10 protein-coding genes are annotated in these 15,905 nt (G+C 60.0%); 1 reads left to right on the top strand and 9 read right to left on the bottom strand.

Features of this window, described 5'->3' with window-relative positions; genetic code table 11:
• Positions 1 to 332 precede the first annotated feature (332 nt).
• A complete protein-coding gene (locus EDF56_RS24015; protein WP_132392506.1) occupies positions 333 to 1,841 on the bottom strand; it encodes an arylsulfatase in 1,509 nt (502 codons plus the stop codon).
• Between the two features lie 692 nt (positions 1,842 to 2,533).
• Between EDF56_RS24015 and EDF56_RS24010 the strand changes: the two genes are divergently transcribed.
• Entirely contained in the window at positions 2,534 to 5,593 is a 3,060-nt protein-coding gene (locus EDF56_RS24010; protein WP_132392395.1) for a YadA-like family protein, read from the top strand.
• A gap of 616 nt (positions 5,594 to 6,209) precedes the next feature.
• Here EDF56_RS24010 and EDF56_RS24005 read toward each other — a convergent pair.
• The 8 genes from EDF56_RS24005 to EDF56_RS23970 form a co-directional block, all read right to left on the bottom strand.
• The gene (locus EDF56_RS24005; RefSeq protein ID WP_243652827.1) at positions 6,210 to 6,839 is read right to left on the bottom strand and encodes a response regulator transcription factor; all 630 of its coding nucleotides are present in this window, start codon (positions 6,837 to 6,839) and stop codon (positions 6,210 to 6,212) included.
• Positions 6,839 to 9,874, bottom strand: coding sequence for a sensor histidine kinase (locus tag EDF56_RS24000; RefSeq protein ID WP_132392391.1), 3,036 nt, complete (start codon positions 9,872 to 9,874; stop codon positions 6,839 to 6,841). The genes EDF56_RS24005 and EDF56_RS24000 overlap by 1 nt, the downstream gene beginning before the upstream one ends.
• 104 nt (positions 9,875 to 9,978) lie before the next feature.
• On the bottom strand, positions 9,979 to 10,758 hold the full coding sequence (locus EDF56_RS23995) for an SDR family oxidoreductase (RefSeq protein WP_132392389.1): 780 nt from the start codon (positions 10,756 to 10,758) through the stop codon (positions 9,979 to 9,981).
• An 80-nt stretch (positions 10,759 to 10,838) separates the two neighbouring features.
• Positions 10,839 to 11,549 (bottom strand): SDR family oxidoreductase, encoded by a 711-nt coding sequence (gene bdcA, locus EDF56_RS23990; protein WP_132392387.1) that lies wholly within the window; start codon positions 11,547 to 11,549, stop codon positions 10,839 to 10,841.
• A gap of 48 nt (positions 11,550 to 11,597) precedes the next feature.
• On the bottom strand, positions 11,598 to 12,209 hold the full coding sequence (locus EDF56_RS23985) for a hydrolase (protein ID WP_132392385.1): 612 nt from the start codon (positions 12,207 to 12,209) through the stop codon (positions 11,598 to 11,600).
• Positions 12,206 to 12,697, bottom strand: coding sequence for a cupin domain-containing protein (locus EDF56_RS23980; RefSeq protein ID WP_132392383.1), 492 nt, complete (start codon positions 12,695 to 12,697; stop codon positions 12,206 to 12,208). The genes EDF56_RS23985 and EDF56_RS23980 overlap by 4 nt, the downstream gene beginning before the upstream one ends.
• Positions 12,694 to 13,611 carry an alpha/beta hydrolase gene (locus EDF56_RS23975; RefSeq protein ID WP_132392381.1) on the bottom strand — a complete coding sequence of 306 codons (918 nt, stop codon included), beginning with the start codon at positions 13,609 to 13,611 and terminating at the stop codon, positions 12,694 to 12,696. Before EDF56_RS23975 ends, EDF56_RS23980 begins: the two co-directional genes overlap by 4 nt.
• Positions 13,612 to 14,159: 548 nt before the next feature.
• Positions 14,160 to 15,638 (bottom strand): DUF1214 domain-containing protein, encoded by a 1,479-nt coding sequence (locus EDF56_RS23970; protein ID WP_132392379.1) that lies wholly within the window; start codon positions 15,636 to 15,638, stop codon positions 14,160 to 14,162.
• Between the last annotated feature and the right edge of the window lie 267 nt (positions 15,639 to 15,905).

Genomic DNA, 15,905 nt, shown 5'->3' with positions numbered 1-15,905 from the left:
CTCTCAGAACAATGAGTTCTGTCCGAATCGTACGGCCTATCGCGATTAATATGCACAGCCACACCCTCCAATATTATGCAGTAGTACTTTAGACGTTTCTGCCCTTTCTTACATCGGGAAATGACCTGAGAAAGCTCCGCAGGCGCCGCGCCAGAGATCCAGCTCGAATTGGCGATGACTTGCTGGTCGTCACCATGCATATTGCTGGCGGTATCGAAGTGCCGATGAGCTAGGGGTGCAGCGATCGTTTTTATGACGCGGGGCCGCTATCCAGCTACATTCCCCAGCAGGCTTTTCCGCTCACACGTCTGTAAGCGTAAGGCGGACGTCAACTAGCTTTTGGGCATGAGGCTCTGCACCACCTGATCGATTGAGAAGCTGGCCGACTTGGCGCGCGGCGGGAATTCCTTGAAACTCGTCAGCCATTGTCCCAGCAGCGGCGGCGCGCCGTAGAGCAAGTGATTGTTCTCCATGAACCAATCATTGTATTTAATGCTGTCTTCGCCGCGTTCGAACGGATCTGCGCGCAGATCATAGAATTTCGGTATCCGCATTGCGGATAGCGGCTCTCGCCATGCTTGTAGTCCCTCGGCTCTCTGCTCGGCGAACACGATTTTGAAGCGCCCTATCCGCATGGCCATGCAATCGCCATCGTCGCTCCAATAGATGAAGCCTTGGCGGGGCGATTTCTCCTCCTTGCCGGACAGGAATGGGAGGAGATTGAACCCATCAAGGTGAACCTTGTAGGTCCTGCCGCCCATTTCGTAGCCCTTCTTGACCTTTTCCACGAGATCGGGCTCGCCATTGGCGGCGGCAAAGGTGGGAATGAAGTCCTGTAGGGACCCGATATCGTTGACGATGCGCCCCGGTTCGATCACGCCGGGCCAGCGCATGACGCAGGGAACGCGCCAACCGCCTTCCCAGTTGGTGTCCTTCTCACCCCGGAACGGCGTGGCACCGCCATCCGGCCAGGTGCATACTTCAGCGCCATTGTCCGTGGTGAAAACGACGACAGTGTCCTGCGCGATACCCAGATCGTCGAGCTTCTTGAGCAATTCCCCGACATAGCCATCCAGTTCAACCATGCCGTCGGGATAGACGCCAAGACCGGTCTTGCCCTTGGATTCCGGCTTCAGGTGCGTGAAGACGTGCATGCGGGTGGGATTGAAATAGCAAAACCACGGTGCATCGTCCTTTGACTTGCGCTCGATGAAATCCAGCGCTGCACCAAGAAATTCCTCGTCCACCGTTTCCATTCGCTCCTTGGGCAAGGGGCCGGTGTTCTCGATGGTCTGCTTGCCTACCTTGCCGAACTGCTCGTCAACAGTGGTATCGTCCTTGTCTGTCGCCTTGGATTTGAGCACACCCCGCGGGCCGAATTTCTTTCGGAAGGCAGGGTCCTTCGGATAGTTGTCGTAATACGGTTCTTCCTCGGCATTGAGGTGATAGAGATTACCGAAGAATTCGTCGAAACCGTGGACGGTGGGAAGGTGCTCGTTGCGATCTCCCAGATGGTTCTTGCCGAACTGACCGGTCGCGTAACCGAAATGCTTGAGGAACTCGCCCACGGACGGGTCCTCGAAACTGAGGCCCAGCGTGGCGCCCGGCATGCCGACTTTGGTGAGGCCCGTGCGAATGGGAGATTGCCCGGTGATGAAGGCAGCGCGCCCCGCCGTGCAGCTCTGCTGGCCGTAGAAGTCGGTGAACTGCGCACCTTCGCGGGCGATTCGGTCGATATTGGGAGTGCGATATCCCATGACGCCCAGATTATAGGCGCTTACGTTGAACCAACCGATGTCATCGGCCATGATAAAGAGGATATTGGGCTTTCCATTCGGCATCACGAAACTCCCGACAAGATATGGCGAGAGTGCCATTGCGCCAGCGGTGTGCCGATCCGGGTGAACCCTCAGGTCCGATGGAGAAATGACTGAGGTTACTCCGAAAGCTTCGCCGGAGAATCGAACTGCATTGAATGCCAATTTCTGGCCAAGCTCGGGGAATGGTGACTTTTCCCGAGCCGTCATCCAAAGCCGGTCACACCGAAAACCGCCATAACCTCCGTAGTAAGTCGCGTTAATGGAGGGCGGGTTTCGCAGTTTCAAACTGAGCTCCAGAGCGGCCGCGGGCTTACCCTGTCACTTTATCCCGAGCCCTGTGTGGCAGGGGCGAATGGCGAGAATGGGGCAGAGCCCGGCCGAAAAACTCCCGATTGATAAAATCGGCAAAGCCCCTCCCTCGAGTGGAGTAATTCGTGGTCTAATCATGCAATTTCGAGGGTTTCGATGGAAAATTCGAGCCACAGATAAGGCGATTAAACGAAGGTAAATTCATATCCAAATCGCTTAACACCCCCTTAGGGCAGTTTGTAAAAATATAATCAAATATCAGGGACGGTGATGGCTAGAATCAGTACTTATACTAATAGATGTTAATTATTGATCGTCGGTAGCTTTGACTCAAATCCGTGTGGCGTCGTTATTATTGGTGCGCTGTGTTGGCCGTCCACGGATGCGAACAGGGGAGACGATCAATGCAAATCGATGCCAAGGCTTATCGCTTTAGCTTGCTGGCAAGCTCCGCCACTGTTGCCGCAGCCGGTTTCATTTTTCTGTCGCAGCCTGCTGCGGCGCAGTTCATCTGCATGGGGAACGCGGCCGGGACGCCATTCAATGACTCGACGGGGGACGGAGCCACAGTTGCTTCGAACGGTGTTGCATGCGGTACGACCAGCCAAGCGACCGGCACTAACAGCACCGCCTTGGGATTGAATAGCCAAGCGACTGATGAAGGCGCGACGGCCACGGGCGCCAATAGCGTAGCAAGCGGCGCTTCAGCGACAGCAATCGGTACAGGAGCCCAAGCGACGGGTGCAAATGCGATCGCGATTGGCGCGGGCAATATCGTCACGGGCTCCGGGAGCGGGGCGATCGGCGATCCCAACGTCGTTAACGGAAATAACAGTTATGCGATTGGTAACGACAACGTGATCGACGCCAACAATGCTTTCGTGCTGGGCAACAATGTCTCGATCGCTGCGGGGCTCGATGGAGCGATCGCACTTGGCGATGGATCGACCGTAGCCGCACCTATTGCCACGACGTCGACCGTCATCAATGGCATTACCTATAGCTTTGCTGGCGGTAATCCGTTGAGCACCGTCAGTGTCGGCGCGCCAAACGCGGAGCGAACCATTACCAATGTTGCGGCCGGGCGAATCGATCCATCGAGCACCGATGGGGTCAACGGCTCCCAATTGTCCGCGACCAATAGCGCTTTGGAGGACCTGAGCGCCAATGCGGTATTATATGAGGATTCCAGCAAGAGCCGTGTTGTTCTTGAACCTGGAGGCACAATCGTCACCAACGTCGCGGCCGGCATTATTAGCGGTGGCTCTCTGGACGCAGTCAATGGCAGTCAGATTTATGGGCTGTCGGCCTCTGTGGCGAGCTTGGCGGGCGGCGGTGCCGCCGTTAATGCTGACGGTACGATCTCTGCGCCGAGCTATAATGTGCAGGGCTCAACCTATAACGACGTTGGCAGTGCTCTTGGCGCGGTCGATACACAGCTGACCACCAATATCACCGCAATCGCCAATGGCACAATCGGTCCGGTGCAGCGCACCGGCACGGACCAGTTGTCGCTGATTGCCGCCGGCGGCGATGCCTCGGCTCCCGGTGCGGCGCAGGTGTTGACCAACGTCGCGAGCGGCGCGGTCAATGCAATCTCAGTCGACGCTATCAACGGCTCACAGCTCTACGCGACCGCCAGCCCAATAGCCAGCGCGCTAGGCGGCGGCTCGACCGTCGATTTCAACGGCACGATCACTGCCCCCAGCTATACCGTGCAGGGCTCAACCTATAACGACGTGGGCAGTGCTCTTGGCGCGGTCGATACCCAGCTGACCACCAACATCAACGCCATCAACAATGGCACGATCGGCCCGGTGCAGCGCACCGGTACAGACCAATTGTCGCTGATTGCCATTGGCGGCGATGCTTCGGCTCCCGGCTCAGCGCAAGTGTTGACCAACGTCGCTGCCGGCGCGGTCAATGTGACCTCTGTCGATGCTGTCAACGGCTCGCAACTCTATGCGACCGCCAGTTCCACCGCCAGCGCACTAGGCGGTGGCTCGACCGTCAATACGGACGGCTCGATCAGCGCGCCGACCTATCATATTGGCGGCAATACCTATAATAACGTAGGTGACTCGCTTACCAATCTCGACAATCGCACGACGACCATCGAGAACAACATCACCGGCATCACCAACGGTACGGTTGGTCTCGTGCAGCAGGCAGCGGCCGGTGCCAATCTGACGGTGGGCAAGGACACCGATGGTGCGGCGATCGACTTTGCCGGCACGGCAGGTGCACGCAAGCTGATAAACGTGGCTGACGGCACGGTAGCTGGCGGTTCCAATGAAGGCGTGAACGGGGGCCAGTTGTTTGGAGCGTCGCAAAGCACGGCGTCCGCGCTGGGCGGGGGTACTGTTGTCAATGCCGACGGTTCAATCTCAGCGCCGAGCTATACCGTGCAGGGTTCTGCATATAACAACGTGGGGAGCGCTCTTGGCGCTATCGACACCCAGGTGACAACGAATACGACCAATATCACCCAGCTCGACAGTCGGGTGACAACGAACACGACTAACATCACCAACCTTGGCAACCAGGTAGCGACCAACACAAGCAACATCACCGGCCTCATCGACGGTACACTTGGACTAGTCCAGCAAGCGGCGCCCGGCGCGGACATTACTGTGGGCGCGGCCACTGATGGCACACAGGTCAGCTTTGCCGGAACCGCGGGCAACCGAAAGCTGACCAGCGTCGCTGCCGGCACGCTCGGCACCAGTTCCACCGACGCAGTTAACGGCAGCCAGCTCAACGCGACCAACGAAGCAGTGCTGGCAGTCACCAACCTCGTCACCGGTGCGAAAGCGGGGGCCTTCGCTTCGGACAACACTTCTGCCGGCGTCGCTCCCGAAGCCACGGGAGCAGATGCCTCTGCAGGTGGCAATGGTTCGCGTGCGTCGGGCTCTCACGCCCTTGCGGCCGGCAACTATTCAACCGCGACCAACACGGCGTCCACGGCACTTGGCTATGCGGCGCAATCCAGCGGCGCCAATTCCGTTGCTCTGGGGGCCGGGTCAACCGATGGCGGTGCCGCGAATGTCGTGTCTGTCGGTTCGGCAGGAGGCGAACGACGTATCACAAATGTCGCCGCAGGGACGAACGCAACAGATGCCGTCAATGTGGGACAGCTCAATTCGCGGCTGACCGCAACGCTAGCCCAGGCCAATTCCTACACCGACAACCAAATCGCCAGCATCCGCTTTGACCTGGACGACATGCGTAAGCGTATCGATTCAGGCGATGCGCGCAACGCGGCTCTTGGGGGAATTCCGCAGGCTTTTGAACCCGGACAAGGACTCGTCGGCGTCGGCGTGGGCGGAACAGGCAGCAATGTGGCAATCGCCGTCGGCGCATCCAAGGCTTTTGATGAGCATGTCGTTGCAAAAGCCGGCCTGAGTTACGAAGGCTATCACGACCGCGTAACCTGGCAGGTGGGCGCTGGGTTTGCGTTCTAAACGCGAACAACAGACTCGGTGCGATGAGTGCGGAGCTGCGCGAGCTTTTGCCCCCAGTCTACCTAGTCCGTTGAGGGGACGTAGGGAGGTTGCCGAGCAACCTCCCCGTTTTGTCCGCCAGCTTGCGGGGTCAGCCTTGCTGCTGTTTGCTGCAGCTGCGCCGACATAAGCCGCCGTTCACGGCGCTGAGCGCCCCCGAACCGGCCTTTCGTTAATGCGTCAGGTTATGACTGGATCTGGCCGATAGGCGAATGTCCGGTTCAGAGCGCAGAAACTGGGATAGCTGTCGTTCACACTGGGTCGCTTGCCGACCAACTCAATCCGTTTCTCTCAGGCTGTCGGAATAGCGGCTCCTGACAAAACCTGACAGATGGCGGCTTTTCACTATTTTAACCAGGAAGCGGTCATTCCGGAGCCGCCGACAAAGCCGCCTTTGGCGGGGCCAAGCGCCTCACCGAAACCGGCCTTTCGTTAATGCGTCTGATTGGGCACGAAAAATCAGCGACCGAAGGCCGGTAAGGGGCGGCTGCTGACCTGCCGTTTAATCCGACACGGTCCTGCTAGGCCGCAGCCGTTGCGAAATTTCTCATGAATAAATAAATGTGATGCGGCCATGCTATAAAAAAGGATTGATATATCCGCGCCTCGTGGCGATTATTACGGCATGAGTGCGGTCGTGAACTCCTAGTTTTTCGAATATAAATTTAAGCTGCGCTTTGACCGTATCGGTTGACAGGTTCAGCCTTGACGCAATTTCTTTGTTCGTCTGCCCCTCGGAAACCAATCTAAGAACCTCGATTTCGCGTTCGGTGAGTACCCCGCCCAGAGCGTGCGTAGCAATTTCATGCGCAATGTCGGCTGAGATCGCGCGGCGCCCCTCATGGACCGAACGAATAGCGTCAGTCAGTTCGCCGCGAATGGCATTCTTGAGAAGATAGCCGGCAGCACCGGCACGTATAGCACGTACCGCATTTGCATCTCCAGGGTAGGTGGTCAGCACCAGAATGCGTGCATCAGGTGACAGGCGGCATATTTCCGCGATGGCTTCGACTCCGCCCATACCTGGCATCTGCACATCCATCAGTGTTAGGTCGGGCGCCAACTGGCGAAACTTCTCAACCGCCTCGTCACCGTTGCAGGCCTCACCAATGGCCTCCATGTCCGGCTGCCGGTCGAGCAAGGCCGCAATGCCGTCGCGAACCATCGGATGATCGTCGACAATGAGAACACGGATGGGTGAGGGCATCAGAAACTCCATCGTCGTGATTTGCGGGACTGGTAGGCGATCGCTCCTGGAACCGTCAGCAAGACTTCGGTGCCGTGATCGGCGCGCCGCTGGATGACAAGGCGGCCACGCAGCCGCCGCGCGCGTTCGGTCATGCCGACCAATCCGTAGTGTCCAGCTTTCTCTCCCACCCGGGCTACTTCTGCGTCTATGCCGCAACCATTGTCCGCAAAACGGATCTGCAGATTTGCTCCGTGGTGAACCTCGACACTCAACTCAGTGGTTTGGGCATGGCGGCGGATGTTGAAAAGTGCCTCACTTGCGATCCGGGTGATTTCCTCGAGCGCTGCCGGCTCAAGTGGCCACGCCTCTCCGTCGGAGGAGATCGTTGTGACGACGGACGGGCTGAACTCGAGCCGTGCAATGAGGTCGCAAATGATCTGCTGCAAGTCGCCATCCTGCTGCGTGCGTAGTTCACGCACCCGATCGCGACCCTCCGCTATGACCTTGTCCGCCGTGTCGATCGCGGTGATGAGCGAGGCCCGCGCGGGCGTCCCGTCCGGCAGATCGTCTGCCGCAAGCTGAAAGCGAAGCGTGAGCGACTGAACAGACTGTAAAAGCGTGTCGTGCAGTTCACGCGCGATCCTCTCGCGTTCCTCCGCCCGTTCGGCCATGCGCATGCGGATGCGGTCGGCCACAGTGCGCAGCCGCAACGAATAGGCAAGCCACATCAGCGCCAGTATCGCCGCCGCGCACATCAACTTGAACGGCCAACTCTGCATGAAGGTGGGCTCGATTTCGAATGCCAGAGTGGCCCCCTGACGGTTCCACACGCCGCCGCTGTTTCGTGCGATGACGCGAAAGCTGTATCTGCCCGGCCCGAGGTTGGTATAGGAAGCAGTCCGCCGCGCGCCCGCATCGATCCAGGCGTCGTCGACGCCCTGCAGCCTGTACCGGAACTGCACACGCTGCGGGACCGTGAAGCTTAGCCCTGCGTAAACGATGTTGACCGTGCGCGTATCGGGTGGAAGGGTGACATTGACCGGATCGCGCCATGTTCTGCCGCCGCTCTCAAGCGACCGGATAGTCAAGGGCGGGGGCATGATGTTCGGCTGAAGTTTCGCGGGGTCGAAGAAGGCCGCGCCCTGCCGATTGAGGAACCAGATTCTGCCGTCTCCCCCAACGGCGGATTGCGGGCCTGCGAAGCCGCCTTGCTGAACCGTGCTCGCCAGCCCGTCCAACGCGTCAAATTTGATAAAAGGCAGCGGTGCGTGTGGATCTTCGAACGCGCGGTCCAGATCGGCCGTGGCAAGCTGGTACACCCCGGTTCTGCTGAACAGCCAAGTTTTGCCGTCCCTTGTCTGCTGGAGCGTCCTTACCCAAGTGATCCAGGGGAAGCGGTTTTCGGCGAGAATTCGCAATTGATTGCCGCGCTTTCGGGCAAGGCCTGCGCTTCCGCTGACGAACAAGTCTTGCGAGGTCAGGCCATTGCCGGGCATCACCGCCCAGGGCGTTCCGATACCCGTGCGCTCCAGACTGATCTTCTCAAGCCGATTGCCGTGGAGAATGGCGACGTCGGGCGGGATGATGAGAGCAAGATCACCGGACGCCGTCGTGGTCAAATCCCAAATCTTGAGGCTGTCCAGCGCTCCGTTGGCCCGATGCCAGCCCGATGAGTCTCGCCATAGGAGCACGCCGCTGGCCAGGCCAAGCCAGAGGCGCCCAGCGGCATCTTCGGCGCAGGCGATCTTGGCTTCTCCTCCCGGATAACCGGGCAGCCTCTGCGCTCGCTGGCCTTGCAGCAGAATGAGCTGGCCGGGCTCGATAACCCAGACCCCCTCGCCTCGGGCAGGGCACATGGAAATTTCATCGGTGCGCAACTTCAGGATTGGTGCCGCTGCACCGTTCGCGGACACGCGAAACACTGTCCCGCGCGAACCCACATAAATGCTCCCGTCTTTCGCCCGGGCCATCGAAAGGCCGTGCTGTGAATCGCTGGACACGGCGGTGTCCTGTGGTGCCGCGGACCGGCGGAACTGATCTATTCCGTTTTCCGTCGTGATCCAGACATTCCCCTCACGGTCGACAAACGGGGCATAGGTGGTGTCCGAAGTGAGGCCGTTGGCCGCATCGAACCGGCGAACCCGCGTTCCGGGACCGGCAAACGGGGCTTGGGGGCTGGCAATGTGGAAAATTCCGACAGACGCCGTCGTGCCCCAAAGCCCACCGCTGCGATCGAACGCAATAGCGGCGCGGGTGACACCGGGCACTGCGGGAAAAGTGATGGTCGATTGCTTGCGCATGCCCCGGGCGTCGAACAAAATGCGCGTTCCCGCTGCGTCCGAGACCCAGAGCGCTCCACTATGATCGAGCGCGATCTTGGGGCGGCCCGAAAGTTGCACAGGCACTCTTTGAAACCGTACCGCGTGGGGGTCGAGATACGCCAGCGAGCCGCTTTCTCCATTCTCGGCGCTGAGCGCGATCCACAGCCTGCCGCTTCGCGCCACGATCAGGTCCATGATATACCCGCGCGGCAGACCCAGCGCTTCGTCCACGCGCTCCCACCGGTTCCCGCGTTTCCGCTCCAGCCGCTTGTCAAGCGACATGGAGGACGCCCAGACTGTTCCATCGGGCGCTTGTGCAAGAGCGGCCAGGCCCCGCGGTGGATCGGGCATATGCATATCCCGCAGTTCGCCTTGCCGGTAAACGGCAACCCCGCCAGTGTCCCGCAATCCGACCCAAAGCTCGCCGCGGTCGCTTACCATGAGCGTTGAGGGCGACGCGTGACGCTTGCCCGACCCTTGCGGCCAGTCAATCCGCTCGAAGGTCGCGCCATCGAAGCGATAGAGTGCGTCGCCGGCAAGCCAGATGTAGCCGTCGGACGTCTGCGCAATTCTCAGGAGACCGTCAGGGGCGCCATCGTCGACCGCAGCGCGGACGTGCTTATACGCTTCGAAACCGGGGGAGGCTGATTGGGCCAGGCAGGCAGTTCCGACGAACTGTAGTGTTATCGAAAACGCAAGGTGGCCAAGTCTGGTTTTGCAAGACCGGGTCATTCAGCTGGCCTCTTCCCACTACCGGAGGCCAGATCCCCCCCACCAATGAGCACCGTATGGACAACGCTTGCATTTTCGGCAATCTCCAATCGCCACATCCGGGCTCACATCAGAGTATCGATAACCCCTCCATCGACCCGGAGCGCCGCGCCGGTCGTCGCCGAGGCCAGTGGCGATGCGAGATATACAAACATGTTCGCGACCTCCTCCACAGACGCCGCCCGCTGGATAATCGACGTTGAGCGAGAGGCACGCACGAACGAAGCAGCGACCTCCTCAATCGGTTTGCCCGATGCGGCCCGTTCGTTTTCCAGCATCGCAGCAACGCCTTCGGACAGCGTAGGCCCAGGCAGAACCGAGTTCACCGTAACCCCGGTGCCGGCCATGCGCTTCGCCAGACCGCGGGCGAGAGCGACGTCAGCCGTCTTGCTGACGCCATAGTGAATCATGTCAGCGGGAATGTTGAAGGCAGATTCCGACCCGAGCAGCAGGAAACGGCCCCAACCAGCCGCTTGCATTTTGGGCAAATAGAATCGGGCGAGGCGCACGCCTGCCATCACATTGACCTGCCAATGTCGGTCCCAGACGGCATCGTCCGCGTCGAAGAAATCGATGGGCTGGAAGATGCCGAGATTGCTCACAACGATATCCGCCTGCGGCACTTCTCCGACCAGAAGATCGTGCCCGGCGGCCGTCGCTAGGTCTGCAGCGACGCCGCGCGCGCTTCCGCCGATACGCGCGACAGCAGCGTCTACCTTCGCTTGAGCGCGGCCATTGATCACCACCGCCGCGCCAGCTTTGGCCAGACCCTGCGCGACGGCGAAACCGATGCCCTCGGTCGAACCAGTGACAAGTGCGGTCTTGCCGCTGAGATCGACGTTCATAGGCTTGGTCCTTTGATCAAATTGCACAGGGGCATTGCGTCAGGCTTGGCGCAAGCCATGCCGCGCGGGCAGCGAACGTCTCAGGCTCCGAAGCCGCCATCGATGGTGTGCATAGCGCCGGTAACAGCGCCCGCATCCGGTCCGGCGAGCCAGGCCACCATGCCCGCGACTTCCATGGGACGGACGTGGCGCTTGATCGCCATGAAGCCGTGCATGAAATCACTCATCGGGCCGTCGCCGGGATTCATGTCGGTATCGGTCGGTCCCGGCTGGACGACATTGACGGTGATGTTGCGCCCGCCGAAGTCACGCGCCAGCCCGCGGGCCATACCCTGCATCGCCGATTTGGTCAGCGCATAAGCCGCTCCGCCCTCAAAGGGCATCCGGTCACCATTGACGGATCCGATCATGACGATGCGGCCGCCGTCTCCCATCGTACGAGCAGCCTCGACGGCCGCATGATATGGTGCGCGGACATTGAGATCGATCATCCGATCGACCGCATCAGCATCCAGGTCGAGCGGATTGCCAAGCACGAGCGCCCCGGCGTTGATCACCAGAACATCCAGTTTACCCCGCGACTTGACCAGGGCGACGACCGCCTCGCGATCCGCAGCATCCGAACGGATCGCAACGGCGCCCGTGTTTTTCTGGAGCGCAGCCGCCGCGTCTGCAGACCCTGCGTAGGAGAAAGTCACCCGGTCGCCTGCCTCGGCAAATCGCTGCACGATGGCGGCACCGATACCGCGGCTGCCGCCAATGACGAGAACATTGCGCTTTTCATCAGTCATATGGATTTCCATCGAGATTTGGATTGATAGATGGACGGTTCGTCGCCGTCAGTGGCCAACCTCTGCGAAGACGATATCTGCGAAGCCTGGGACGGTCGCATCGCGCGCCCAGTCGCGCTGGAGTTCGCAAGCGAACTGGATCCAGCTGACGGGAACGGCCCCTGCCTGGACCAAGCGGTCGATCCCCGCTTGATGCGCTGCTTCGGACGTACCGGCGACGGCGTCGACGACGACATAGACCTCATAGCCTGCTCGCAGCGCGTCGAGCGCGGGAAAGACAAGGCACACCTCGGTCCACAGCGCCACCATAACGAGTTTGGACCGGCCGGTGGCCTTCACGGCGGCCACGAAATCCTCATCCTCCCATGCGTTGATCGACGTGCGATCGATGGGAGAGACGTCCGGCAGCAGATCGGTGATCTGATGGATCGTCGGCATGTTTCGTCCGGTCGCGACATTGACGGTCGAGAGGACAACAGGAAGGCCGTAAAGCTTGGCGGTGCGGGCAAGGGCCGCAACGTTCTTGACCAACAGCCGCTTGTTCATCGTAACGATCGATCCAACCTGGACCGGCTGGAAATCGATAATGATCAGCGCCGCGTTTTCCGGCGTCAGCATATGGTCGGCGATCGGATCACGGATGATTGCGGGTGAGGTCATGGCTGCTTCTCCGTTTGCTGCGAATGCGCGGCGGCGGTGAAAATGGTATCGGTCGGGCCGTAGCCGCTGATGATGACTGTCACCGGTTCAGCCCCGGTCATCGCGAAATGGGCATCGCCGCCCGGCTCACTGTAGAAGCTGCCGGGGCCCAGCGCCTTCGTCGCCGCCGCGGTCGCCACCGCGCCATAGCCAAAATGCCATGTGCCCGAGACGACCACTGCGGTTCGATCGTCGCGGTGCGTGTGGGCCGCGATCTTGGTGTTCGCGGGGACTCGCAACTCGATCGTATACGGGCCCGCCGCCGTGGGATCGCCTGCCAGAACGACGGTCTGGATACCGGCGACACCTGAGGTTCCCGGTCCGCCGGAAGCGGGATGTTGCGCCGCGATTTCGGCCTGCGTCAGGCGAATCTCGCCGCGCTGCGCGGCATGGGCGCTAGTCGCGGCTGTGGTTCCCGCCAGGAAGGCGAGCAGCAAAACCCGGCTCACTTCTGTGCGTCCAGGAAGGTGCGGACCATCGACACGGTTTGCCCCGGCTGCTCCTCCATCAGCCAATGGCCGGCGTCGCGCACGACGCCTTCCTTCACATTAGTTGCGGCAGCGCGCATCACCACCGCCATCATCGGGCCGAAGGAGTGATCGCCGCCGACCGCCAGGACCGGCATCGTCAGCTTTCCGGTCGCCAGGAAAGCCTGATCGTCCTTGACGTCCTGATCGAACGCCTTGAACTGTTCGAAACCTGCATGCATTGCGCCGGGCCGAGCATAGAGCGCAGCATAATGCTGGCGGGACTCTTCGTCGAACTTTGCGGGGTCGGCGGAAAATTCGTTCCAGAAGCGGTCGAGGTAAATGCGCTCGCGACCGGCGACGAGACGCTCCATATCGGGACCGCCGAAGCGGAAGTGCCAAAGCAACGGGTTTTTCAGGATCTCATCCCAAGGGCCGACGCCGGGAAGCGGCGCATCCATCAGCACGAAGGCTTTCACTTGATCGCGATGCTCGGCCGCAAAGGCGAAACCGACCATATTGCCGATATCGTGAGTGACGAGATCGATCTGGCCAACCTTCAACGCGTCGAGGACGCCGGCAACGTCTTGACCTTGCGTTTTCTTGTCATACCCGCCGACTGGTAGTGCCGAGAGCCCCATTCCGCGCAAATCCGGCACAATCACCGTATGATCGCGAGCAAGGTCTGCGGCCAGCGGCGCCCACATGTCGCCGGTTTCACCGTAACCGTGCAGCAGCACCACGGCGGGCCCGCTTCCGCAGATGCGTACGTGCAGCGAGGTAGCGTTGGTTGGGATATCCTGGACTTTGCAGGTCGGTGGAAACTGCACGACCTTTGCTTCAGCTAAAGAGGCAGACAACAAGGCGATCAGGCTGGTAGCTAGAATGCGTAGCATGGAAATCTCCTCGGGCTCTGGGAGCGTCGGGTAAGCAATCCGGGGGGCGTCTCCGCCGGCGTTTATGTCGCGGACCGGAGCGTGCTAGGAACGGCGTAATCTCGGTTGCCACGGGCGCGGCAAGGCAAAGCGCGGTTGCCGATAAGACGGCTCAGAACATTGCTTCTCCTTTGAGCCGTAATAGCAACGGTTATAACGGTGCCTGATATCCACGCTGCCCGGTCGGGCTACAATCCCAAGGTGGGGCTTCAGGACTACCCGAACGGGTAGAACTACAGACGTTCGCCCAAATTGCCTCCCTGCAGAGCGCACGCTTCACGCCGACAGCAGCGATCGCTGATTGGGGCCAGCGGATGGCCAAAAACAATCGCTCCGATTGCGCATAGAGCGCTTTCACTATTCCGTATTCAAGGCGAGCAGGTCAGTGAGCCAATTCGCCATTTGCGACCATTCGTGTGAATGCAGCCCAGACAAGGCTGGCTGTCCACCTTCGGACTCGCGGAAGTAGCCGCCGAACGACAAGTTTGGGCGCACAGCTGGCAACCGGCTCATGCAATTCGGATAAGTGGTGGCGGATAGTAAGTTCCGTCAGCAACGCCGCCTTGTGGCCCATAAAAGCGAAATGTCAGGCTCCAAGGCTTCCCGGCTCCCGTCGGCAACCAGTTGGCATCGGGAGCATCATCCGGCTTGGCAGGGCCGAAATACAAGGTGAGCGAACCGTCGCTACTTCTAACTACGCCGGACTCCTTGTTCAGCAGATAGCGTTCGAGTGGGTTGGGCAGCACGTGGCGAAACTGACGATCCACCGCGATTATCGACCAGAAGTACCGCGCGAATTTCTCTGGCAGCGCGTCCGCCGGAAAGGTGAGCGAGTAGGTACCGTCGGCCTCCACCCAGCTCAGGTTCTTGTCCAAGGCCCCGCGGTAGTAGACCACTTCCTCCATCACATTGGCCCAGATGCCACCGTAGTTTACGGTCGTACGGGTCAACCAATCCGTGCCCCAGTGCCCGCAACAGCTTTCCCGCGCCCACCCGTTGCGGATCCAGCCCCGCCCGATGTAAGGCGCAGCGGCTGCAAAGTCCGCCTGCGCTTTCGTTCGAATTATCTGATCGACTTCGGCCCGGCGCTCGGGATCGGCAATCTCACTCACGATGGCGCGAACTTTTGCCTGCATGTCGTCCAGTGGGCTCAGATCCTTTTCCTGCATGGCAAGCTCGGCGGACTCGAATGCTTCAACGCCAGGTAGATGTGCCATGTCGAACATCACGGTACGGGGAATTTCAGGCGCCTGCAGTTTTCCCCAAATCTCGAAATTAAACTGGTGCTGGAGAGCGATGGCCTCATCCCAATTCGCCCCGAGTTCGACGCGAAGCAGCACGCGCATGGTTTTCGCCGGCACATCCACGCGCAAGGCGCCGCTGGGGACTTCGACGTCGCTGCCTTGGAAGCATATGGCGAACAACCCATTCGGATGGTCGGGGTGGCAACGTTCGTTGAGGTTGGCCAGCGTTTCGCCCCATCCGTTGATGAACTCCACTGTATAGTAACGGCCTGTGATCTCGGGCACTGTCACCAGCAGCGTGCTGACTTCGTCGATTGTCACCCATGCCTCGGAATAGGCGACATCGAGGTTTGGGTTCGGCCAGGCAACCTGGCCTGGTTTGCGATGGACCAATTCGTTCCAGACAAATCCTTCCTCGTCAAAGTCGACTTGCTGCTGCCGGGTAATCAGCAGCCGGCCGAGCAGATAGATGTAGGCGTCGCTGATAGCCGAATCCGGCAGGAGGTCAGAGGTTGGGTTGGAATGCGCCGAGGCCATGAGATTGCCATCCTCTTGAAAGACTTCCTTCGATGATCCGATGCGTGACCTTCCGCGGATCGAGGTTTGCGTGGCCGAGGCTATGGCACCGATGTAACCGTAGCCATCAGGGGAAACCCGAGGTCGGTGCAGCTTCATTCCTAGGGCCGGTGGTGCAATTTCAATGAAATGAGGCGCTCCAAAAAAATTGGCGCGCGCCAGACGCAAGTATTGCGGCAGCTATCAGTGTTGATCATGGTCGGCCTGAATGGCTGAAAACGGGCGGTTGCCGCCGATGGATTTTTAGCAAGCGGGACGTTGGGAGCGTCTGGTTTCCTGAGTCGGGCACTCAGAACCAGAAAGTCGCGAATGTCCCACATACGGCCCTTCGGGCCGGCAGGTGCCGGCACTCCAGGAATGGCCTGTTTAGGAAAGGCTCAATCTTGATCAGTGGACAGGCAAGTCTGCCACTCGAACCGATTTGTCATCGAAAAG

It is taken from the genome of Novosphingobium sp. PhB165 (genome assembly GCF_004341845.1).
Lineage (GTDB): Bacteria > Pseudomonadota > Alphaproteobacteria > Sphingomonadales > Sphingomonadaceae > Novosphingobium.
The sequence above is the reverse complement of the archived record's forward strand: the minus strand, read 5'-3'. Positions and strand labels throughout refer to the sequence as shown.